The organism is Solicola agrisoli (assembly GCF_049059935.1).
Taxonomy (GTDB): Bacteria; Actinomycetota; Actinomycetes; order Propionibacteriales; family Nocardioidaceae; genus JAURVT01.
The window spans coordinates 16078-38057 of record NZ_JBMGQR010000021.1 but is presented as its reverse complement, the minus strand read 5'-3'; the positions used below and the strand labels follow the sequence as shown (position 1 = coordinate 38057).

Genomic DNA, 21980 nt, shown 5'->3' with positions numbered 1-21980 from the left:
GTGGTCTCAGGCGACGAACCCCAGGGCGGACGCGCGGCTGTAGCCGGCCCCGGGGAACACCGAGGCGAGCGAGACCTCGGGGAACCGCCGGTCGAGGATCTCGGCGAGCACGGCGCGGAAGTCGGTCGTCACCGCGAGGTCGGCGTCGAGCAGGTCGCCGGACGCCAGCTGCGGCCACGTGCCGTAGTACTGCCCGCCGCGCACGCCGCCACCGAGCACGAGCACGCAGTTGCCGTGGCCGTGGTCGAGCCCGGCCGACCCGTTCTGCTGCAGCCGGCGCCCGAACTCCGACATCGTCACGACGGTGACCCGGTCGCCCAGGTCGCCGAGGTCGTCGAAGAACGCCGCCAGGTTGCGCGCGAGGTTGGCGACCATCACGCTCATGCGTCCCGCGAGGCCCTCGTGGTGGTCCCAGCTGCCGTAGTCGATGCTGAGCGCGCGCACCCCGAGCCCGGACCGGACGGACGCAGCCGCCTGCGCCAGCGCCTTGCCCAGGTCGTCGCCGGAGTAGGACGCGCCGCCCTGCGGCTTGACGGTCACCGCGCTGCGGCGGGCGCGGTCGGCCACGGCGAGCGCGAGCGACCCGCCGTCGCCCGCGAGGTCGTCGCGTCCGGCGTAGAGCGACCCGAACGCGCTGCGCAGGCGCGTCCGCAGGCCCGAGTCCCAGGCGTACGGCAGGTCGAGGTCGGCCAGGTCGGACGTCGCCAGGGTCGGCTCGGGCCCGTACAGCGCGGTGGGCGTCTGGGGGCCGCTCAGGTGCACGCCCTCGAACGGGTCGGTGCTGCCGAACCCGGCGATCATGCGGTTCACCCAGCCCACCCGCTCGTCCGAGGTGGGGTCGGCGTCCTCGATCAGCTCCATCGCCTCGAAGTGGCTGCGGTTGGCCACGGGCAGCCCGACCGCCTGGATCGCGGCGAACCGCCTCGAGGTCCACATCTGCTCCAGCGGCGCGAACGCCGGGTGCAGCCCGAAGGTCCCGTCGGTCGCGATCAGCCGTGACGCCTGCACCGCGATCGACGGACGGGCCGCGTAGTACGACTTCTCGGCGTACGGCACGACCATCGACATGCCGTCCACGCCGCCGCGCAGCGACAGCAGGAGCAGGACGTTGCCCTGGCCGGGCGTCGCGCCGTACACGGTCTGCACGACCGCGCCGCCGAACACGCTGGTGACGGCGCCTGCGGCCGCCGCGGCACCCGCGGAGCGCAGCAGGGTCCGCCGCGAGAGGCGGTAGTCGTCGCAGCAGGCGGCGTCGGGCGTCATGGGGGTCTCCATCAGCGCATCAGGTGGCGGGGCGAGTTCATGAGCACGCCGCGCACCATCGCGAGCGTCTGGGCGTCGACGGACGCCGCCGTCCGGTACGACGTGGTCTGCGGCTTGCCGAGGGCGGTGGCCACGGCGGCCTTCTCGGTGGCCGTCGCGACCGCGCCGAGGCTGACGCGGCTCACGTGGTCGGTGACCTCGGCGAGCGTCCGGGGCCAGACGGTCGGCAGGCTCGCGGCGGCGGTGCGACGCGTGACGTCCGTGCTGCGCCACCCGTCCTGCGACATCAGGAACCGTCCGTTCCACGACCGCAGCCAGCGGGTGGGGCCCGACCATGCCGAGCCGTTGGAGGGCTCGCCGTCCGGGCGCGGCCAGCTGTACGGACGCATGCCGACCCCCTGCGTCATCCAGATCAGGTGGGTGCCGAACGTCTGGCCCTCGGCGCCCGGCCTGGTCGGGACGGCGCCGACGGCGCGCGCCGAGGCGACCACGTCCTCGGTGGCGTTGCGCACCTTGCGACCGGCCGAGGCCCAGAAGTCGGGATGGGCGACCAGCGCGCGCAGGCACGCACGCACGTCGCCCCTCGACGACGTGTACGCCGCCCGCACCGCCGCGACGACCGCCGCCGACGGGTCGTCCGAGACGAACCGGACGCACAGCTTGCGCGCGATGCGCTGCGCGGTGCTCGGGTGGAGGGCGAGGTGGCGCAGGTAGGCGTCCGTGACGGCGCGGCCGTCCGGGTCGGTGTTCGCGTGCTCGAACCCGAGCACCGACACGCGGCCCGTGTAGTGGTCCGACGGCCGGTAGCTCGCCTCGAAGGTGCGGAACGCGTCCAGCTTGAAGCCGGTGAGGATGCGCGCCGACGTCTTGACGTCGTCCTCGGTGTACCCGGCCAGACGGCCCACGGTGTGCAGCTCGAGCACCTCGCGTCCGAGGTTCTCGTCGAGGCCGAAGCGGGTGTTGGAGTAGTTGGTGAGGAAGCCCGTCATCGCGGGGTGGACGACGGCCGCCGCGACGAGGTCGGCGACGTTGCCCAGGGCGTGACGCCGCACGAGGTCCTCGTAGTCGCGGCGCCACGGGCCCGAGCGGTCCTCGCCGGCGGGCACGTAGAGGTGGTTGAGCCAGAAGTCGGCCATCACCTCGAGCACCTGGTGCTCGGCCAGGATCTTGCGCACCAGGCTGAGGCGCACCAGGTCGCCGCCGTTCTGGTACGTCATCCGGCGGCCCGCCTGGTGGTCCTTCCACTGCTCGGGCGCGGCCTTGGCGATCGACGGCCACCAGGCCTGCGCGTCGACGCGCGCCACGGCCGGGTCGGACGTGAGCGTGAGCTGCCGGGCGAACCACGCCCGTCCCCCGCCCGCGGCGGTGACGGCCGCCGCCAGCTGCGGCGTGTGCCCGAAGGTGAAGCGCGCCACCAGGTGCTGGTCGGCCGCCGCCAGCACGGCCGGGGGCACGTACGGCGCAGGCCTGGGCACCGGCTTGGGAGTCGGCTTCGGGGTCGGCTTGGCGACGACCTTCTTCTTCTTCGGCTTCTTCTTGGCCTTCGGCTTCTTCCTGCGTTTCTTCCTCGGCTTGGCCTGCGCCAGCCGGCTGAGCGAGCGCACGAAGGTCATGACGACAGTCTCTCGTCCATTTTGACCAGTTGTCAGCCGAATGGGTGACTGGTGCGCAGCGTCACGCTCCAGGCGGCAGGTGACCGGCGAGTACGTCCGTAGCATCGGCAGGGACCTGACCACCCGACGGACGGAGCCCGCGTGCGCCCCACGCTGCAGCGATGGTGGGACACCGCCGTCGCCACGCGCTGGCTCCCGCTCGCGCTCGTCGCCCTGGTGCTCGCGCTCGACGCGGTGAGCAGCCAGGTGCCGTTCCACGTCCTGTGGACCGGGCTGCTCGACGAGCCCGCGCACCTGGCCACCACCGCCGTCGTGCTGCTGGCGCTGGTGCCGCGGTGGTGTCGCGACCACCCCGGCCTGTCGCTGGTGGTGCTGGCGTCGTCCACGCTGATCGACGTCGACCACGTGCCGCTGTTCCTCGGGGTCGACGCGATGGCCGCGTCGCCGATGTCGCGGCCGTTCACCCACTCGCTGCTGACGCCGCTCGTGCTCGTCGCGCTCGCGGTGCTGGTGACCCGGGCCCGTCCGGTGCTGCTCGCCGTGGCGGCGGGCGTCACGCTGCACTTCACCCGCGACCTCGGCACCGGGGACGGCCTGCCGCTGGTGTGGCCGCTCTCGACGGTCGACGTCGCCGTCCCGTACGCCGTCCACGTCGCCGCACTGCTCGTGGTGGCCGGCGTCGGGCTCGTCACCCCCGCCCGCCCGACCACCGCGAGCCGGCCCGACCGGGCCACCACGTCCGTAGGCTGAACCACGACCCGTGGGGCCACCACCCCGCACGAGATCAGAGGAGGCCGTCGATGCTTCGTCGGCTCGACAACCCCGTACGCAAGTACGCGTGGGGCTCCCGCACGCACATCGCCCGCATGTGCGGCCTGGACTTCGGCGGCGACAAGGTCGCCGAGATGTGGCTCGGCGCGCACCCCGGCGCCCCGTCCGTCCTCGACGACGCGCGTCCGCTGCACGAGGCGATCGCGGCCGACGCCGAGACGTTCCTCGGTGCCGACCTCGCCGCCCGCGGCGACCGCCTCCCCTACCTGATGAAGCTGCTGGCGGCCGCCGAGCCGCTGTCGCTGCAGGTGCACCCCACCACCGAGCGCGCGCGTCGTCGGTTCGCCGAGCAGGACGCCGCCGGCATCCCGATCAGCGCACCCGAGCGCAGCTACCAGGACGAGTCGCACAAGCCCGAGATGATCTACGCGCTCACCCGCTTCGAGGGCATGGCGGGCTTCCGCGACGTGCTCAAGACCGCGGCGATCCTGCGCGGCCTCGGCGTCCCGTGGCTCAACGAGGTGGCCGCCCGGTTCGAGCAGAGCGACGACCCCGCCGCCACCCTGCACGAGACCGTCACCTGGATCCTCGCGATGCACGGCCCCGACCTCGCCGGACGCATGCACGAGGTGCAGGTGGCCGCGGCGATGGCCGAGGCGTCGTCGCACCGCCCCAACCCGCGCCTGCGTCCCGAGACGGTCGCGGCCGACGAGGTGGAGCGCGAGTCGATCCGCGTGTACGCCGCGCTCGGCCCCCTGATCGACCAGTACCCCGACGACCCCGGCGTCCTCGTCACGCTGCTGCTCAACCACGTGGTGCTCGCGCCCGGCGAGGCGATGTTCATCGACGCGGGCGTCGTCCACGCGTACACGTCCGGGTTCGGCGTCGAGATCATGGCCTCGTCCGACAACGTCCTGCGTGCGGGGCTCACCCCCAAGCACGTCGACGTCGACGAGCTGCTCGAGATCACCGCGTTCACGCCGGTGCTGCCGCCCACCATCGCGCCGGCGGTGGACGAGGGCGGGCTGCGGGTGTTCCGCCCGCCGGTCGAGGAGTTCGAGCTCGCCGTGCACGAGGTGGGGCCGCAGCCGGTCACGCTGCCGCGGGCGCCGCAGATCGCGGTGTGCCTGGTGGGCTCGGTCGACCTCGTCACCGCCGACGGCAAGGCGCAGCTGCACCGCGGCGACGCCGTGTTCGTCGACGGCACCGAGTCGGGCGTCGAGGTGCGAGGCACCGGGCGCCTGGCCATCGGACGGACGCCCACGTGAGCCGCGTCGAGGGCCTGCACGCGATCATCCCGGCCGGCGGCGCCGGCACGAGGCTGTGGCCCCTGTCGACCGCCGACCACCCCAAGTTCCTGCTCGACCTCACCGGGGCCGGACGCACGCTGCTGCAGCAGACCTACGACCGTCTCGTGCCGCTCGTCGGCGCCGAGGGCGTGCACGTCGTCACCGGCGCCGTCCACGGCGACAAGGTGGCCGCGCAGCTGCCCGACCTGCAGGCCGACCAGGTGGTGCGCGAGCCGTCCCCGCGCGACTCGATGCCCGCCATCGGCCTCGCCGCGGCGATCATCGCCCGCGAGGACCCCGACGCCGTCGTCGCGTCCTTCGCCGCCGACCACGTCATCACCGACTCCGCGGCGTTCGACGACGCCGTCACCCAGGCGGCCGCGCTCGCCCGCGACGGGTGGGTCTGCACCATCGGCATCGCGCCGACCGAGCCGTCCACCGCCTTCGGGTACGTCGAGGCCGGTGACGCCCTCGAGGTCGAGGGCGCGTCCGACGGGCACGCCGTCGCGCGGTTCGTCGAGAAGCCCGACGCCGCCACGGCCGCCGAGTACCTCGCGACGGGCCGCTTCACCTGGAACGCCGGCATGTTCGTCGCCCGCGCCGACGTGCTGCTCAAGCACCTCGCCGACCAGCAGCCGCGCCTGGCCGAGGGCATCGCCGAGATCGCCGACGCCTGGGGCTCGTCCGACCGCGACGCGGTGCTCACCCGCGTGTGGCCGACCCTCACCAAGATCGCGATCGACCACGCCATCGCCGAGCCCGTCGCCGCCGCCGGCGGCATCGCCACCGTGCCCGGCACGTTCGGCTGGGACGACGTCGGCGACTACGCCTCCCTCGCCGGCCTCCTCGGCGACGAGGGCACCCTGCGTCTGCTCGGCAACGCCGAGGGCGTCATCGACGTCGACTCCGACGGCCTCGTGGTCTCCACGTCCGGGCGCCGCGTCGCCGTCGTGGGTCTGCGCGACGCCGTCGTCGTCGACACCCCCGGTGCCGTCCTCGTGACCACCCTCGCCCACGCCCAGGCCGTCAAGCAGGCGGCCGAGGCCGCCAAGCGTCCCCCACTCCCGGCTGACCCGAAAGCGACCCCGTGAACCCCTGCGTCTCCGTCGTCATCCCCACCAAGGACCGGCTGCGGTACCTCGAGCAGGTGCTGCCGACGTTCTTCTCCCAGCCCGAGGTGCGTGAGGTGGTGGTCGTCGTCGACGGCAGCACCGACGGCACCCAGGACTTCCTGCACGGCCTCGCCGAGCGCGAGCCCCGCCTGGTGGTGCTCGACAACGGCCCCAACCGCGGCATCCCGTTCACCAAGAACCGCGGCGTGCAGGCGGCCACGAGCGAGTACTCGTTCATCGCCGAGGACGACCTCGAGCTGACCCCCGGCTTCTTCGGCACGCTCGTGCCGCACCTGCAGGCGTCCGAGGCCGACGTGATGTGCGGGCGCAACATCTTCCGCTACGACCACGAGACCGCCGACGAGGCCGTCACCCGCGTCGACAAGCTGACGGTGCCGATGGTCGACCGCCGCCTGGTCGAGGTCGAGACCGGCGTGCGCCTCGACGACGACACGGTGCTGCCGATCATCGCGGCCCCGATGCTGGCCCGCACCGAGGTGTTCCAGAAGGTCGGCTTCGACGAGCAGTACAAGGTCAACTTCTGGCGCGAGGAGACCGACTTCCAGTTCAGCGCGCAGGAGGCGGGCTACGTCCTCGCCTCGTGCCCCCACGCCACGTGCTTCAACTTCATCATCGAGCACGACCGCGGCGGCGTGCACGCCACGATCGGCTACACCCGCACCAAGTGGGTGGTGAAGAACAACTGGCGCTTCCTGAACAAGCACCACGCGTTCATCGCCCAGCACTTCGACGTCGGCAACCGCCACCTGTACATCGTGCGGTTCGCGATCTCGAAGTTCGCCACCCAGCTGTTCAACTACGCCGTTTCGACCAAGAAGCGCTTCATCCCCGGCCGCACCGCCTGAGCTCACCGTCCCCCGCGCAGCACCTGCTCGGCCAGCGGCCGGAGCATCCGGGCGTACGGCTCGGTGAGGTGGCTGTCGTCGCGGTAGACCAACGTGCTGCCGACGACGGCGGGACAGGTGCCGTCGGCGCAGAACCACTCCTTGACCGGCGTCACCGCGATGCCCCGCGGGCGCAGCACCGGGGCGATGGCGGCGTGGCGCTGGGGTGAGGCGTACCCGTCGGCCGAGCGGTAGGAGCAGGCGGACGCGTCGCCGGGGTTGTCGGTGATGCAGCCCGGGACGTCGAACCCGGGGAGCGGGGTGTCCTGGACGTACCTGACGGGCGCGCCGGTGCCGCGCTGGATCCGCAGCAGCGTGCGGAGCGTGGCGCGGGCGAAGCGCGAGGCGCTGATCCGGTCGTCGCCGCGGATGGTCTCGGTCTGGCTGGCGACGACGAGGTCGGGACGCAGGGCGACGATCCGCGCGACGGTGCGCTCGCGCCACGTCTCGCACTCGGTGTACGTGCGATCGAAGGTCCGGCTGTAGACCGGCAGGTCCATCACCGGGCAGGACGACTTGGTCCACACCACGAGCCTCCAGCCGCCCGCCTTCGCGGCGGCGTCGAAGGCCGGGAAGAGCTGGCCGGCGTGGGAGTCGCCGAACAGCACGACGGTGCGTGGAGCCGTGGTGTCGCCGTAGACGCAGGCGGGCTGGTCGATCGTCGGCGGCGACGCCTGGCAGCCGTTGGTCCAGACCACGGGGACGCTGTCGAGCGCAGCGGACGGGGCGGGCGTCAGCCCGTCGGGGACGGGGGCCGCGCGTGAGCCGGCGACCAGAGCGGCCGTCAGCGCAGCCGGCGGACCGGTGGGGGGCGGAGGCACCGGCGTCACAGGGCTGGGCGTCGCGCTGGACGTCGGCGCCGACGTCGCGACGGCGCTGGGCGTCCGCTCGTCGGGTGGTCGGACGAGCACGACCGCCAGGGCGACGGCGAGGGCGACGAGCACGACCGCAGCAGCCACGACCCAGCGTCTGCTCGTCATCGGTGCCCCCGTCCGTGGAGCACCCAGGCTAGGGCCGGAGCGGCGTCACTTCAGGACGGGACGCACGTGCAGGCCCACCTCGGGGTCGACCAGCACCTCCTGGGCGGCGGCGACGCCGTCGGCGAGGACGTCGACGTCGGTGGGCACCGAGCGCTTCACGACGGCCAGGGCGATGGGTCCCAGCTCGTGGTGACGGGCGCTCGACCCGACGAAGCCGACCGTGCGGCCGTCGAGGGTGACCTCGGAGCCGTGCGGCGGGAGGTGCTCGGCGGAGCCGTCGACGTGCAGCAGCACCAGGCGACGCGGCGGGCGTCCGAGGGTGTGCACGCGGGCCACCGTCTCCTGGCCGCGGTAGCAGCCCTTGTCGAGGTGGACGGCGGACGGACGCTCGTCCGAGGACACCCAGCCCACCTCGTTGGGGATGGTCTTGTCGTCGGTGTCGAGGCCGTGACGGGGGTGGCCGGCCTCGATGCGCAGCGCCTCCCAGGCCCACAGGCCCACGGGGTCGCCGGCGGTGGCGGGGAGGTCGGCGAGCTCGGCGCGCGGGACGAGGTCCCACGTCAGGCCGGGGCGGCCCACGACGGCCCAGTCGTCGGTGACGAGGGCGACCTCGGCGCGCATCATGAAGCGCATCCGGTCGAGCCAGGCCACCAGGTCGGCGCCGCGGCCGGGCTCGGTGTGCGCCCAGAAGGTGGTGCCGTCGTCGTAGCCGGCGAAGGCGTGCTCGACGCGACCCTGCGGCGACAGGATCAGCGCCTCGGTGCGGTCCTGCGGCACGAGGCGCTCGAGGTGCTGGGTGCTGAGCGAGTGCAGCCAGGTGAGGCGGTCGGGCCCCGTCACCGTGAACACGTCACGGTGCGAGAGGTCGACGAACGTCGGGGCTCCCCCGTCGGCGGCGGCGATCAGTCGGTGCTGCTCGCTCGCGATGGCACCGTAGTGGAACGCGACGCCGGTGTCGGGCGCGTCGGCCTCGACGGCGCCCGGCAGGTTCAACAGGGGGCTGCTCATGTCTGGTCCAACTCCCGTCGAGCGCGGATGCTTCCACGCGGTGCGTGGGGGCGTGCGGTCACAGGCGCTTGAGCTGCGCCCAGGTACGCGACTGCATCTCCTGGCCGTCGGCGGCGACGTCGTAGGCGTACATCAGGTCGCCGTCGACCAGGCCGTACATCCGCTGCGCCGCGGTGAGCTCGACCGCCGAGCCGGTCCGGACGCTGACGTCCGTGGTGAGGGTGAGGCGCGGGCCCTCGATCGTGCCGTACCAGATCTGCGCGTAGCCCGACTGCTGCGCGAGCACCAGCTCGACGACGCCGTCCTCGACGACGCGCAGGAAGCCGGTCTCGAGGTCGCCGGGGCCGACGCGCTCGCCGGCCTCGTCGGTGACCCACTGGCGGCTGAAGTAGTGCAGGAACGCGCGGCCGTCGTGTGCGAACGCGACGTCCTCCTCGAACGTGTACGCGTCGATCGTGGGGTACGCGCCGTGACCGTCGCCGTGCCAGGTGCCCAGCAGGAACGCCAGGGGCATGAGGTCCTTGTGCAGGTCGGACGGGATCTCGAAGGCCATGCCGCCAGTCTAGGAACCGGTGGTGACCACGTCAGCGCAGGGCAGGGTGAGCCCGCCGCCTAGGGTGAGCGCGTGCGAGCCGTCGTCCAGCGAGTCACCCGCGCGAGCGTGAGCGTCGGCGGGGAGGTCGTCGGGGCGATCGACGAGCCAGGCCTGCTGGTGCTGCTCGGGGTGACGCACGACGACACCGACGCCGACGCGTCCGCGCTGGCGGCGAAGGCGTGGAGGCTGCGGATCCTGGACGGCGAGCGGTCCGCGTCCGACCTCGGGGCGCCGGTGCTGGTGGTCAGCCAGTTCACGCTCTACGCCGACACCCGCAAGGGACGGCGCCCGTCGTGGTCGGCCGCGGCGCCGGGGCCGGTGTCCGAGCCGCTGTACGAGGCGTTCTGCACGCACCTGCGCGGACTGGGCGCGCACGTGGAGCAGGGCGTGTTCGGCGCGATGATGTCCGTCGAGCTGGTCAACGATGGTCCGTTCACGCTCGTCCTCGACTCCTGAGGCCCCCCTCTCAGACCGGCTCGGCGAACGCCAGGCGACGCGCTGTCCAACTGAGGTGCGAACCTGTGATTTCCGGCACGGATGTGGTCAGGACGACCGCAACTTGGCACCATGGGCGGTTGACCCCTTCACATCTCGGCCACTGCCGCACGCCCTGACGCAGCCCCAGGCCCCCGCACCACTGGAGACCGATGAGCAACGCCAGCTACGACGGCGCCGGCAAGCGACGCGCCCCGCGGCGCCGATCCTGGGTACGCCGGCACTGGATCGTCGCGATCCTCACCGTCGTGCTCCTGGTGCCCACCGCCGGCGGTGCCGCGTACGCCCTGATGCTGAACGGCAAGATCGGCAACGTCGACCGCATCAGCGTCACGCAGGGCCTCACCGACGACGAGCGTCCCGACCCCGCGCCGGGCAAGGCGCTCAACATCCTGCTCCTCGGCGCCGACGCCGACGTCAACTCCGACGGCAACAACGGCGGCCGCGCCAGCATCACCGCCGACCTGAAGAAGGCCGAGTGGCCGTCGGGCAAGTACCGCAGCGACACGATGATGGTCATGCACGTCTCGGCCGACCGCAAGGACGTCCAGCTCGTCTCGATCCCCCGCGACTCCGCGATCGACATCTACGACGCCGAGGGCGAGGAGCGCGGCACCGACAAGGCCAACGCCGCCTTCTCGTACTACGGGCCCGGCGGGGCGATCGCCACCGTCGAGCAGCTGACCAACCTGCGCATCGACCACCTCGCGATGATCGACTGGAACGGCTTCATGGAGCTGTCGACGGCCCTCGGCGGCGTGCGCGTCTACATCCCCGAGACCACCTACGACAGCTCGCAGAAGCTCACCTGGAAGAAGGGCTGGACGACGCTCAAGGGCAAGCGCGCCCTGAAGTACGTCCGCACCCGCCACGGCCTGGCCAACGGCGACTTCGACCGCATCGCGCGCCAACAGAACTTCATCCGCGCCCTGATGAAGAAGATGCTGAGCCAGGACACGCTGACCAACCCCAGCAGGCTCAACGCGGCTCTCGGCGCCGTGACCAGCAACCTGACGGTCGACGAGGACTTCACCAACGGCGACATCCGCGGCCTCGCGTTCGCGATGCGCAGCCTGCGCTCGGACGACGTCACCTTCCTGACCACGCCCACCGCCGGCTTCGCCACGCTCGACAACGGCCAGAGCGTCGTGAACGTCGACGAGATCAAGGCCAAGGAGCTGTTCGACGCCGTGTTCGCCGACGACGTCGCGTCCTACCTGAAGCAGTACCCCGACGAGGGGCTCAAGAGCGACCAGGAGGTCAGCTGACGCTCGGCGGTCCGCTCCGCCAGGCACGACGAACGGCCCCGGTCGCCTCTCGCGAGGCGGCCGGGGCCGTTCGTGTGGTGCGGGTGTGCGTCAGACGGCGACGACGACCTCGGCCACCGAGCCGACCTGCGCCACGACCGAGCGGTCGACGGGGTCGATGCGCGGCGCGAGGGTGCGCAGCGTCCACTGGCCGGGGCCGGCGAAGAACCGGAACTGGCCCGTGGCCGACGTCGGGACCTCGGCGGTGAACTCACCGGTCGAGTCGAGCAGCCGGACGTAGGCGTTGCCCACGGGCTCGTCGCCCTTGGTGACGACGCCCTGGATCACGGCCTCCTTGGACAAGTCGATGCCGTCCAGGCTGGGGCCGCCCTGCGTGGCTCCGCACATGGCTCAGGCCTCGCCGGGCTCGTCGCCGAGCGCCACGGGGACGCCGATGAGGGAGCCGTACTCGGTCCAGGAGCCGTCGTAGTTCTTGACGTTGTCGAGCTCGAGGATCTCGTGCAGCACGAACCAGGTGTGCGAGCTGCGCTCACCGATGCGGCAGTAGGCGATGGTGTCCTTGGACGTGTCCAGGCCGGCGTCGGCGTAGAGCTGCTTGAGCTCGTCGTCGGAGCGGAAGGTGCCGTCGTCGTTGGCCGACTTGCTCCACGGCACGTTGCCGGCGGTGGGGATGTGGCCACCGCGCTGCGCCTGCTCCTGCGGCAGGTGCGCCGGGGCGAGGAGCCGTCCGGCGAACTCGTCGGGGCTGCGGACGTCGATCAGGTTCTTGACGCCGATGGCCTCGACCGTCTCGTCGCGGAACGCGCGGATCGAGAGGTCCTGGTCCTTGGCGGTGTAGGTCTTCGCCTCGGGGGACGGCACGTCGGCGACGAGCTCGCGGCTGTCGAGCTCCCACTTCTTGCGGCCGCCGTCGAGCAGCTTGACGTCCTCGTGGCCGTAGAGCTTGAAGTACCAGTAGGCGTAGGCGGCGAACCAGTTGTTGTTGCCGCCGTAGAGCACCACGGTGTCAGTCTCGGAGACGCCGCGTCCGCCGAGGAGCTGCTCGAACTGCTCCTTGTTGACGAAGTCGCGACGGACCGGGTCCTGGAGGTCGGTCTTCCAGTCCAGCTTGATGGCGCCCTTGATGTGGCCCTTGTCGTAGGACGTGGTGTCCTCGTCGACCTCGATGAGGACGATGCTGCCGTCGTCGAGGTGGTCCTCGACCCACTGGGCGGTGACGAGCGCGTTCTCGCGGCTCATGGCGTTCCTTCCTGTCTGCGCCGAGGCGCGGTCGGTGTCTGTGCGTCCGGTCGCGGTGACCGGGGCGGTACGGGTGGGGGCCCTCAGGCCTGCGCCGCCTCCCGGGAGGCCAGGCGGCGGTAGAGCAGGTACGTCTCGCAGCCCAGGCACAGCCCCACCGACGCGTTCAGCACGGCGGCGACGAGGGCGAGGGCCAGGGCGGTCAGGGTGAGTGCCGCAACGCCGGTGACGACGCCGACCAGCGCGAGCAGGGTGAAGAAGAGCCCCACGGCCTGCGCGAACCGCGGCGGGCGGGCGTCCTCGGTCTCGCTCGGCGGGCCGAGGCGCGGACGCACGGCGCGCTTGAACAGCACGCCGTACGGGCTGCGACCGGGTCCGAGCCCCGCGCCGGCGGCGAAGGCCAATGCCTGCAGGACGACGAGCGTCGTCGACAGCGCCGGCACCAGCTCGGCCGTGCCGAGCGCGACGGCCAGCACGAGCGCCGTCAGCGCGGCACCGAAGCGCAGACCGCGCGGGTCGACGGTGGGGGCGTTCGAGGACATGCAGGCTCCTGCTGGGAGGGCGGACGGTGACTCCGAGACAGAGTCCGGTCGTGCGAGATCAGCAGGACGGACACAGCGCGGAGCGGACGCGGCAGTTGTCGACTGCGCGTCGCCTCGTCAGGTGTGCCGTGCGGAACATGGCTCCAGCGTAGGCACCGGCGGAGGTCGGACCGACGCGTGTCTCAGGATGTGGTCAAAGCATCCGCATGCTGGGATCGGCGGGAGCGCCGACGGCGTCCAGCAGGCGCTCGACGTCGGGTCGTCGCGGCAGGCCGGACGACCGGGTGAGCACCACGCCGTCCGCGTCGAGCAGCAGGACCGTGGGGGTGCGGCGGACGTCGAGGCGCCGGACGAGCTCGAGGTGCGACTCGGCGTCGACGTCGACGGTCTCGACGCCCGGCCGACGGGTGACGACGTCGGTGAGCAGCCGGCGGGTGGCGCGGCACGGCGCGCAGAACGCGGTGGACACCTGGACGAGGGTCGCCTTCTCGCCGAGGTCGGCACCGATGTCGGCCGGCGTCAGGCGGGGACGACCGCTCGCGACGTCGCTCACCGCGTCCTCCTCGACCGAGCCGCGGAAGCGCCCGTTGCGCGCCGCGTAGACGACGCCGCCCACGACGGAGACGACGAGGGCGACGGCGAGCACGAGGAGGGCGAACACGTCATCAGCCTACTGAGCCCTCACGCGCCGGACCCGCCGGCGAACGGCGGGAGCAGCTCGACGGTGTCGCCGGGCGCGACCTGCACCGTGGCGGGGTCGGACGTCGAGACGGGCCGCTCGCCGACCAGGACCGAGCACATGCCGACGACGCGGGTGAAGCGCTCGTCGTCGTGCAGGGCGAGGACGGCGTCGAGCACCTCGGTGAGGGTGCCGGGCGCGACGGCGTCGCTCTCGCGTCCCGCGGCGTGCCGGGCCGCGGCCCAGTAGCGCACGGTGACGGTCTGCGTAACCTGCGCCACTTCCTCGTTGCTCTCCATTGACCTGCCCGTCACATCGCCTATTGTGGTCCACAAGACAAGAGCCCGGGCCTCGGCCGCGGGCTTTCGTCGCATCTGGGGGCCGTGTGACGGTCCCGAGAACGCACTGTTTCGACGAAGTAAAGCCCCCACCCGAGGCCGACGCGAACGCCACGCGCCCCGCAGTCCGGAGGATCCCATGTCCACCCTGCTCCTGCTCACCCCCAGCACCCAGGCCTCGGTGGAGGTGCTGCCCGCGCTCGCGCTGCTCCCCCACACCGTCAAGGTGCTGCCGCCCGAGACCAGCGCCCTGCTCGACGCCCCGCCGTCCGACGCCGTGGTCGTGGACGGTCGCAGCGACCTCGCCCAGGCCCGCGGCCTCACCCGTCTGCTGCGCACCACCGGGCTCGAGGTGCCGCTGATCCTCGTCGTCACCGAGGGCGGCCTGGCCGTCGTCGCGTCCGACTGGGGCATGGACGACGTCGTGCTCGCCACGGCCGGCCCCGCCGAGCTCGAGGCGCGCCTGCGCCTGTCGACCGGCCGCATCGCCGCCACCACCGACGACGACCCCGAGGCCCACCTGATCCGCTCCGGCGGCCTCACCGTCGACGACGTCACCTACACCGCCAAGCTCGACAACCGGTCGCTCGACCTCACCTTCAAGGAGTTCGAGCTGATCAAGTACCTCGCGCAGCACCCCGGCCGCGTCTTCACGCGCCAGCAGCTGCTGCAGGAGGTCTGGGGCTACGACTACTTCGGCGGCACCCGCACGGTCGACGTCCACGTCCGTCGTCTGCGCGCCAAGCTCGGCCCCGACAACGAGACGCTGATCGGCACCGTGCGCAACGTCGGCTACCGCTTCGTGGCCACCAGCCGCGACGCCAAGCGCGACGCCACCGACTCCGACCTGCCCGCCGAGACCGACGAGACCGACCGAGCCCTGGCCCGCCTGCTCGGCTGAGGCACCCGGCCTCGTCGTCAGGTCAGGAGCAGACGCAGCCCGACGACGAGGCCCATCGCGACCACGAGGGTCCGGAAGACCCAGGCGGGCAGGCGCCGTCCGATCTTGGCGCCCACCCATCCGCCGACGAGCGAGCCGACGGTGAGCAGCCCGACGACGCCCCAGTCGACGGGGGCGGCGAGGACGAAGACGAGCGAGCCCGCGACGTTGGCCGACAGCACGGCGACGTTCTTCAGGCCGTTGACGAGCTGCATGGGCTCGTCGAGCCCGAGCGCGAGGAACGCCACGAGCACGACCCCCTGCGCGGCCCCGAAGTAGCCGCCGTAGACGCCCATCACGCTGGACGCGGTCAGCAGCGCGGGCGACAGCGAGCCGCCCGTCGGACGCACCTCGGTGCGACGCGCGCGCAGCCACCGCGAGATCAGGGGCTGGACGCCGATCAGCACCGCGGCCGTCAGGACGAGCACCGGCACGACCGCCTCGAACGCGCCGGGCGGCAGCACCAGGAGCAGGGCCGCACCGCCGAGCGCGCCGACGGCGCTCGTCAGCGCCACCTGGCGCACGCGTCTGCCCTGGCCGACCAGCTCGTGCCGGTAGCCCCAGGACCCGGTGACCCCGCCCGCCACCAGGCCGACGGTGTTGGACACGTTGGCCACCACCGGCGGCAGCCCGACGCCGAGCAGGATCGGGAAGCTGATCAGGGACCCCGCACCCACCGCGGTGATGACGATGCCCGCGGCGAGGCCGGCGCCGAGCACGGCGAGGACGTCGAGCAGCTCCATCGTCACTCGCGCAGGAGGGCGACGTCGCTGACCCGCTCGACGTGGTCGTGCATGGCGGCGGACGCGGCGGCGGCGTCGCCGTCGCGGATGGCGGCGGCGATGCGGCGGTGCGCCTCGAGCGACTCGCGCGGGCGGTCGGGCTGCGAGAGCGACTCGATGCGGGTCTCGCGCACCATCTCGCTGATCTCCTGCATCAGCGACGCCAGCAGAGCCGAGTGGCCGGCACGGGTGACGGCGGCGTGGAAGCGCTCGTCGCCGTCGACGCCGCGGCCGCCGGCGTCGACGTCGGCCTCCATCGCGTCGAGGGCGGCGTCGATGTCGTGGAGGTCGGCGTCGGTGCGGCGCTGCGCGGCGAGCGCGGCGAGCTTGGTCTCGAGCGCCTCGCGGGCCTCGATGATCTCGGGCATCCGGCGGGCGTGGGCGCGCAGGGCGTCGACCACCTTGGCCGCGGACGCGCTGCCCGGGTCGAGCAGCACGGCGCCGTCGCCGTGCCGGACGGCGACCATGCCCACCACCTCGAGCGCGACGAGCGCCTGGCTCACCGTGGCGCGGCTGACGCCGAGGCTCAGCGCCAGCTCGCGCTCGGGCGGGAGGCGGTCGCCGGCGGCGAGGCCGCCCTCGTCCACCCATGCGACGATCTGCTGGGCCACCTGCTCGTAGAGGCGGGGGCGGACCACCGGACGCAGGCCGCCGCCCGCCCTGTCGCCCGCTCCGGTGCTCACCGCGTCAGGGTATGCCTCACCGGCCCGCTGGACCATTGGTCAGGCCACTGCGTCCGGCCCCTAGGCTGGCTCGGTGACCGTCTTCCCCGTGACCCGCAGCAGCACCCTCGACGCCGACGGCGCCGCGGCCGTCCTCGCGCTGGCCGGCCGGGCCGAGGACCTCGACGGCGTGGCACCGCTCAACGAGGCCGCCGTGACGGCGCTCCTCGACCCGGGCGCGGACACCCACCTGCACCTGTCGGTGCTCGAGGACGGCGGGCTGGTGGGCCACCTGCTCGCCACGCAGGACGTGGACGGCTGGCAGGCCGAGCTGGTGGTCGAGCCGCACCACCGTCGCCGCGGCGTGGGGTCGTCGTTGATCGGGGCCTACGTCGACGCGGCGGGCGAGGCGTCCCTGCGCATCTGGGCGCACGGCGACCTGCCCGGCGCCGCGGCGGTGGCCCGCGTCCACGGGTTCGAGCCCGTGCGCACGCTGCTCAAGCTGGCGCGGCCCACCGACGGCCCGACGCCCGCACCCCGGGCGCCCGCGGGCACCACCACGCGCACCTTCGTGCCCGGCCAGGACGAGGACGCGCTGCTCGCCGTCAACGCCCGCGCCTTCGCGCACCACCCCGAGCAGGGCCGGATGGACGCCCACGACCTCGCCCAGCGCACGGGCAGCGACTGGTTCGACCCGGCCGGCCTGTTCCTCGTCGAGGACGCCGAGGACGGCCGGCTGCTGGGCTTCCACTGGACCAAGGTCGAGGACGGCGTCGGCGAGGTCTACGTGGTGGGCGTCGACACCGGCGCGCAGGGCCGCGGCCTCGGCACCTACCTCACCGCCGTCGGCCTGCACCACCTGACGTCCGAGCTCGCGCTGCCGCGCGTCGACCTGTACGTCGAGGGCGACAACGCCCCCGCCCTCGCGGTCTACCGCGCCCAGGGCTTCGTCGAGTCCTCCCGCGACGTGCTCTACCGCCGCTGACGGTTTCCCAGGTTCACCTGGGAAACCGACGGCACCCTGGGAAGTTCTCCGTGGTCTCGGCGGATTCCCAGGTGAACCTGGGAAACCGACACAGGGTCAGGCGCGGGCCAGGCCCAGACGGAGGGCCTCGGCGGCGCGGGCCATGGCGGCGGGGCCGGAGCGGCCGATGCCGACCATGTTGGCGAAGGAGTGGATCAGGCCCTCCTCGCAGCGGTAGGTGACCTCGACGCCGGCGGCGCGCAGGGCGTCGGCGTACGCGCGGCCCTCGTCGACGAGGGGGTCGAAGCCCGCGGTGACGACGTGCGCCGGGGGCTGGCCCTCGAGCTCGCCGTGCAGCGGGGAGAGCCGCCAGTCGCGCACGTCGGGGTCGGACAGCGTGTAGTGCCGCTTGGCGAGGTCGATGAACGCCGCCGACAGGAAGAAGCCCTCGCTGAACGCGTGCCGGCTCGGGCGGGTCTCGGCGAAGTCGGTGGCGGGGTAGATCAGCAGCTGGAACGCGGGCACCAGGGCGCCGTCGCGGACGGCCTTCTGCGAGACGACCGCGGCGAGGTTGCCGCCGGCGCTGTCGCCGCCGACGGCCAGGCGCGCGGTGTTGATGCCGAGCTCGTGGCCGTGCTCGGCGAGCCACGTCCAGACCGCCCAGCTGTCGTCGACGGCCGCGGGGAACGGGTGCTCGGGGGCGAGGCGGTAGTCGACGGCGACGACGCGGGCGCCGGTGCGCTCGGCGAGGAACCGGCAGACCGCGTCGTGGCTGCGCAGGTCGCCGTAGATCCAGCCCCCGCCGTGGATGAAGAACAGGCCGGGGCCGGCCGCGCCGACGCCCCGGGGCGTGTAGACGCGCAGGTGCAGGTCGCCGCCGGGACCGGCGATCGTCCGGTCGGCGACGCGGCCGACCGCCTGCTTGCCGCCCACGAGCTCGGAGCCGGCGACGATGGACGCGCGCCCGTGCGCGAGCGGCAGCTCCTCGGCCGGCTTGCCCGCGGCGGCCTGAAGCCTGAGCACCAGCTGCATCTCGGGGTCGAGGGTGCGTCCCTCCTTGACCACGGGCGGACCGGCGAGCCGGCGCACCACCCGCGGCGGGAGGGCCAGCAGGCCGCGGGCGATCGGGGCCTGGGCGGCGTTGAGCAGGGCGCTCGGCGAGAGGACCATGGCGGCCAAGATACCGAAGGTATCTGGAACCGGCTTCGTCACCCGCCGTTCACCGCACCGTGCCACCATCACAGTCATGCCCGCCGACTCCGTCACCGAGAGCGAGGCCGTGCCCTTCGAGGACGCGCCCGCCTCCCCCGACTCCTTCGACGTCGACCCGCCGTACGACCCGCAGGACGGCCCCCTGCCCGAGGACCGCTTCCTCGACCGCGAGCTGTCGTGGCTGACGTTCAACGAGCGGGTGCTCGAGCTCGTGGAGGACCCCGAGCTGCCGCTGCTCGAGCGCGTGCGGTTCGCCGCGATCTTCGCGAGCAACCTGGACGAGTTCTTCATGGTCCGGGTCGCCGGCCTCAAGCGACGCATGGCCGCGGGCGTGGCCGTCCGCTCGGTGAGCGGGCTCAACCCGCGCGAGGTCCTGGAGCGCAGCCTGCGCACCAGCCACGACCTGATGCTGCGCCAGGGCGAGGTGTTCCGGCGCGAGCTGGTGCCCGCGCTGGCCGACCAGGGCATCTCGCTGCTGCGCTGGCACGAGCTCACCGAGGACGAGCGCAAGGTGGCGAGCGAGAAGTACCGCGAGCGCGTCTTCCCGGTCCTGACGCCGCTGGCCGTCGACCCGGCCCACCCGTTCCCGTACATCTCGGGCCTGTCGCTCAACCTCGCCGTGGTGATCCGCAACCCGCTCACCGAGAAGGAGCACTTCGCGCGGGTCAAGGTACCGCCGAACTTCGACCACTGGGTCCGCGTCGGCGCCGAGCGCTTCGTGCCGCTCGACGAGGTCATCGCCGCCCACCTCGACCTGCTCTTCCCCGGCATGGAGGTCGTCGCGCACCACACGTTCCGCGTCACCCGCAACGAGGACCTCGAGGTCGAGGAGGACGACGCCGAGAACCTCCTGCAGGCCCTGGAGAAGGAGCTGCTGCGCCGCAAGTTCGGCCCGCCCGTGCGCCTGGAGGTGGAGGAATCGATCGACGACCAGATCCTCGACCTGCTCGTCTCCGAGCTCGACGTCACCGACGACGAGGTGTTCAGGCTCCCCGGGCCGCTCGACCTGCGCAGCCTCAACCAGGTGGCCGACCTCGACCGCGCCGAGCTCAAGTTCGACCCGTTCGTGCCCGGCACGCACCCGCACCTGGCCGAGGTCGAGACCGCCAGCCCGGCCGACATGTTCGCGGCGCTGCGCGAGCGCGACGTCCTCGTGCACCACCCGTACGACTCGTTCGCCACCAGCGTCCAGCGGTTCGTCGAGCAGGCCGCCGCCGACCCCAAGGTCCTGGCGATCAAGATGACGCTCTACCGCACCTCGGGCGACTCCCCGCTGATCGACTCCCTCGTCGACGCGGCCCGCTCGGGCAAGCAGGTGCTGGTGCTCGTCGAGATCAAGGCGCGCTTCGACGAGCAGGCCAACATCCGCTGGGCCCGCAAGCTCGAGCGCGCGGGCTGCCACGTCGTCTACGGCATGGTCGGTCTCAAGACGCACTGCAAGCTGTCGCTCGTCGTCCGCGACGAGCCCGACGGCCTGCGCCGCTACGCGCACGTGGGCACCGGCAACTACAACCCCAAGACGGCCCGCATGTACGAGGACGTCGGCCTGCTGACGTCCGACGCCGAGATCGCCGACGACCTCACCGACCTGTTCAACAACCTGTCGGGGTACTCCCGCCACGAGGACTACCGCCGGCTGCTCGTCGCCCCCGCCGGCGTCCGCACCGGCATCCTCGACCTGATCGAGCGCGAGGTCGACCACCACCAGGCGGGCCGTCCGGCGCTGATCCGGATCAAGGTCAACTCCCTGGTCGACGAGCTCGTCATCGACGCGCTGTTCGCGGCGTCGCGCGCCGGCGTCCCCATCGACCTGGTGACGCGGGGCATCTGCACGCTGCGACCGGGCGTCCCCGGGCTGTCCGAGACGATCCGCGTCCGCAGCATCCTGGGCCGGTTCCTCGAGCACAGCCGGATCTTCTGGTTCGCCAACGGCGGCGACGCCCAGGCGTGGATCGGCTCGGCCGACCTCATGCACCGCAACCTCGACCGTCGCGTCGAGACGCTCGTGCAGATCCCCACGGCCAAGCACGTCAACGAGCTCGGCGAGCTGCTCGAGAAGTCCGTCTCCGACGACGTCTCCTCGTGGTGGCTCGGCGCCGACGGCGTCTGGACGCGTCACCACCGCGCCGAGGACGGCACGCCGCTGCAGGACCTGCAGACCTGGCTGATCGCCAAGACCCGTGCCCGGCGGGCCCGTCAGCGCGAGGAGGCCGCCGCCGACGGACGTCGTCCCGGTGGCGGCACCCGGGCCGCGCGCGGCTGGCCGTTCGGCCGACGCACGTCGCGCTGAGGGCGCCCGCACCGTGCCGAACCGTGCGGCCGAGGGGGCCGACCACCGCAGGCGCACACCTGGAACACTGCGTCACGTGCCCCGTGTCCCCGCGATCCAGGCCGCCGGCGCCGTGGTGTGGCGGCGCGAGCCGGGCACGGCGAAGGCCGACCACCGCGTCGAGGTGCTCGTCATCCACCGGCCCAAGTACGACGACTGGAGCCTGCCCAAGGGCAAGGTCGACCCGGGCGAGGTGCTGCCCGGCACCGCCGTGCGGGAGGTCGAGGAGGAGACGGGCCTGCGGGTCCGCCTCGGCGTCCGGCTGAACGGCACCACCTACACGCTGCGCACCGGCGGCACCAAGCAGGTGCACTGGTGGACCGCGCGTCCGGTCGGCGGCATCGACCCGGTGGACTACGAGCCCAACCACGAGGTCGACGAGGTCCGCTGGGCGACGCTCGACGTCGCCGCCGCGCTGATGACGTGGGACCGCGACCGCGACGTCCTCGCCGACTTCGCCCTGACCGTCTATGCCCGGGAGCACCGGGCGCGACCGCTGCTGCTCGTGCGGCACGCCGAGGCCCGTCCGCGCAAGAGGTGGCGCGGCGACGACCTCGCGCGTCCGCTCACGCCCGCCGGCGAGGCCTGGGCCCGCCGCCTCCCCGCCCTCGTCGACGCCTTCGCTGCCGAGGTCGCCCTCACCAGCCCGGCGGCGCGGTGCACGTCGACGATCGCCCCCTGGGCCCGCGCCAGCGGCGTCCACCCGATCGCCGACGACCGCATCGCCGAGTCCGACCGCGCGGGCGGGGCGCCGTCCTCGCGGCTGGCGGGCGAGGTCGTCGGCGACCTGCTCGGCTCGTCCGAGCGGACGCTCGTGTGCACCCACCGCCCGGTGCTCCCCCCGCTCTACGACGCCCTCGGGCTGCGCGGCCTGGGCACCATCACGCCCGGCAGCGCCGTCGTGGTGCACCACCGTCACGGCCGGGTGCTCGGCCAGGAGACGTTCACCGCGTCCTGAGGATGCACCCCGGTATCCCGGGGTCGTTCATGTGAC

General features: G+C 72.9%; 22 protein-coding genes and 1 pseudogene. 10 read left to right on the top strand and 13 right to left on the bottom strand.

Annotated elements, in window-relative coordinates; translation table 11 throughout:
* Positions 1–6: 6 nt before the first annotated feature.
* Positions 7–1275: a DUF1501 domain-containing protein gene (locus ACI6PP_RS09990; RefSeq protein WP_421111273.1), complete on the bottom strand. Its 1269-nt coding sequence runs from the start codon at positions 1273–1275 to the stop codon at positions 7–9.
* Positions 1275–2876, bottom strand: a complete 1602-nt coding sequence (locus ACI6PP_RS09985; protein WP_421111271.1) for a DUF1800 family protein — start codon at positions 2874–2876, stop codon at positions 1275–1277. Before ACI6PP_RS09985 ends, ACI6PP_RS09990 begins: the two co-directional genes overlap by 1 nt.
* Positions 2877–3017: 141 nt before the next feature.
* Here ACI6PP_RS09985 and ACI6PP_RS09980 point away from each other — a divergent pair, with 141 nt between their 5' ends.
* From ACI6PP_RS09980 to ACI6PP_RS09965, 4 genes are read left to right on the top strand one after another with little or no spacing between them, the layout of a single operon-like run.
* Complete coding sequence (locus ACI6PP_RS09980) at positions 3018–3626, top strand: metal-dependent hydrolase (RefSeq protein ID WP_421111269.1); 609 nt, start codon at positions 3018–3020, stop codon at positions 3624–3626.
* A 50-nt stretch (positions 3627–3676) separates the two neighbouring features.
* A complete protein-coding gene (manA, locus tag ACI6PP_RS09975; protein ID WP_421111267.1) occupies positions 3677–4915 on the top strand; it encodes a mannose-6-phosphate isomerase, class I in 1239 nt (412 codons plus the stop codon).
* Entirely contained in the window at positions 4912–6027 is a 1116-nt protein-coding gene (locus ACI6PP_RS09970) for a mannose-1-phosphate guanylyltransferase (RefSeq protein ID WP_421111265.1), read from the top strand. The genes manA and ACI6PP_RS09970 overlap by 4 nt, the downstream gene beginning before the upstream one ends.
* Entirely contained in the window at positions 6024–6914 is an 891-nt protein-coding gene (locus ACI6PP_RS09965) for a glycosyltransferase family 2 protein (RefSeq protein ID WP_421111263.1), read from the top strand. Before ACI6PP_RS09970 ends, ACI6PP_RS09965 begins: the two co-directional genes overlap by 4 nt.
* A 2-nt stretch (positions 6915–6916) precedes the next feature.
* Here ACI6PP_RS09965 and ACI6PP_RS09960 read toward each other — a convergent pair whose 3' ends face one another.
* Genes ACI6PP_RS09960 through ACI6PP_RS09950 form a run of 3 tightly spaced genes read right to left on the bottom strand, consistent with a single transcriptional unit; the run spans position 6917 to position 9494 of the window.
* Complete coding sequence (locus tag ACI6PP_RS09960) at positions 6917–7933, bottom strand: SGNH hydrolase domain-containing protein (protein WP_421111261.1); 1017 nt, start codon at positions 7931–7933, stop codon at positions 6917–6919.
* Between the two features lie 45 nt (positions 7934–7978).
* Positions 7979–8941 (bottom strand): CAF17-like 4Fe-4S cluster assembly/insertion protein YgfZ, encoded by a 963-nt coding sequence (gene ygfZ / locus ACI6PP_RS09955; RefSeq protein ID WP_421111259.1) that lies wholly within the window; start codon positions 8939–8941, stop codon positions 7979–7981.
* A gap of 58 nt (positions 8942–8999) precedes the next feature.
* Positions 9000–9494, bottom strand: coding sequence for a heme-binding beta-barrel domain-containing protein (locus tag ACI6PP_RS09950; RefSeq protein ID WP_421111257.1), 495 nt, complete (start codon positions 9492–9494; stop codon positions 9000–9002).
* A 72-nt stretch (positions 9495–9566) separates the two neighbouring features.
* On the opposite strand from ACI6PP_RS09950, the gene dtd reads away from it, so the two are divergent.
* On the top strand, positions 9567–9992 hold the full coding sequence (gene dtd / locus ACI6PP_RS09945; RefSeq protein ID WP_421111255.1) for a D-aminoacyl-tRNA deacylase: 426 nt from the start codon (positions 9567–9569) through the stop codon (positions 9990–9992).
* A gap of 191 nt (positions 9993–10183) precedes the next feature.
* Positions 10184–11299 carry an LCP family protein gene (locus ACI6PP_RS09940; protein ID WP_421111253.1) on the top strand — a complete coding sequence of 372 codons (1116 nt, stop codon included), beginning with the start codon at positions 10184–10186 and terminating at the stop codon, positions 11297–11299.
* Positions 11300–11389: 90 nt separating this feature from the next.
* On the opposite strand, the gene ACI6PP_RS09935 is transcribed toward ACI6PP_RS09940, so the two are convergent.
* The 5 genes from ACI6PP_RS09935 to ACI6PP_RS09915 form a co-directional block, all read right to left on the bottom strand.
* Entirely contained in the window at positions 11390–11686 is a 297-nt protein-coding gene (locus ACI6PP_RS09935) for a DUF1416 domain-containing protein (RefSeq protein WP_421111251.1), read from the bottom strand.
* 3 nt (positions 11687–11689) lie between these two features.
* Positions 11690–12538 carry a sulfurtransferase gene (locus ACI6PP_RS09930; RefSeq protein WP_421111249.1) on the bottom strand — a complete coding sequence of 283 codons (849 nt, stop codon included), beginning with the start codon at positions 12536–12538 and terminating at the stop codon, positions 11690–11692.
* An 83-nt stretch (positions 12539–12621) separates the two neighbouring features.
* Positions 12622–13080 (bottom strand): DUF4395 domain-containing protein, encoded by a 459-nt coding sequence (locus tag ACI6PP_RS09925; protein WP_421111247.1) that lies wholly within the window; start codon positions 13078–13080, stop codon positions 12622–12624.
* Positions 13081–13273: 193 nt separating this feature from the next.
* Positions 13274–13741 carry a TlpA family protein disulfide reductase gene (locus ACI6PP_RS09920; RefSeq protein WP_421111245.1) on the bottom strand — a complete coding sequence of 156 codons (468 nt, stop codon included), beginning with the start codon at positions 13739–13741 and terminating at the stop codon, positions 13274–13276.
* Between the two features lie 20 nt (positions 13742–13761).
* Positions 13762–14058, bottom strand: a complete 297-nt coding sequence (locus ACI6PP_RS09915; protein WP_421111244.1) for a MoaD/ThiS family protein — start codon at positions 14056–14058, stop codon at positions 13762–13764.
* 178 nt (positions 14059–14236) lie between these two features.
* Here ACI6PP_RS09915 and ACI6PP_RS09910 point away from each other — a divergent pair, with 178 nt between their 5' ends.
* Positions 14237–14998: a response regulator transcription factor gene (locus tag ACI6PP_RS09910; protein ID WP_421111243.1), complete on the top strand. Its 762-nt coding sequence runs from the start codon at positions 14237–14239 to the stop codon at positions 14996–14998.
* Positions 14999–15015: 17 nt separating this feature from the next.
* Here ACI6PP_RS09910 and ACI6PP_RS09905 read toward each other — a convergent pair whose 3' ends face one another.
* Both ACI6PP_RS09905 and ACI6PP_RS09900 read right to left on the bottom strand, forming a co-directional pair.
* Positions 15016–15780 carry a sulfite exporter TauE/SafE family protein gene (locus ACI6PP_RS09905; protein ID WP_421111241.1) on the bottom strand — a complete coding sequence of 255 codons (765 nt, stop codon included), beginning with the start codon at positions 15778–15780 and terminating at the stop codon, positions 15016–15018.
* A 2-nt stretch (positions 15781–15782) separates the two neighbouring features.
* Positions 15783–16502, bottom strand: a complete 720-nt coding sequence (locus ACI6PP_RS09900; RefSeq protein ID WP_421111239.1) for a FadR/GntR family transcriptional regulator — start codon at positions 16500–16502, stop codon at positions 15783–15785.
* Positions 16503–16575: 73 nt separating this feature from the next.
* Here ACI6PP_RS09900 and mshD point away from each other — a divergent pair, with 73 nt between their 5' ends.
* Positions 16576–17466, top strand: coding sequence for a mycothiol synthase (gene mshD, locus ACI6PP_RS09895; protein WP_421111237.1), 891 nt, complete (start codon positions 16576–16578; stop codon positions 17464–17466).
* Positions 17467–17562: 96 nt separating this feature from the next.
* Here mshD and ACI6PP_RS09890 read toward each other — a convergent pair whose 3' ends face one another.
* Positions 17563–18615, bottom strand: coding sequence for an alpha/beta hydrolase (locus ACI6PP_RS09890; protein WP_421111235.1), 1053 nt, complete (start codon positions 18613–18615; stop codon positions 17563–17565).
* Between the two features lie 76 nt (positions 18616–18691).
* On the opposite strand from ACI6PP_RS09890, the pseudogene ACI6PP_RS09885 reads away from it, so the two are divergent.
* Together ACI6PP_RS09885 and ACI6PP_RS09880 are read left to right on the top strand one after the other, a co-directional pair.
* Positions 18692–20851, top strand: a pseudogene (locus ACI6PP_RS09885) (RNA degradosome polyphosphate kinase); the annotation flags it as partial.
* A 172-nt stretch (positions 20852–21023) separates the two neighbouring features.
* Positions 21024–21944: an NUDIX hydrolase gene (locus ACI6PP_RS09880; protein WP_421111234.1), complete on the top strand. Its 921-nt coding sequence runs from the start codon at positions 21024–21026 to the stop codon at positions 21942–21944.
* Positions 21945–21980: the final 36 nt, after the last annotated feature.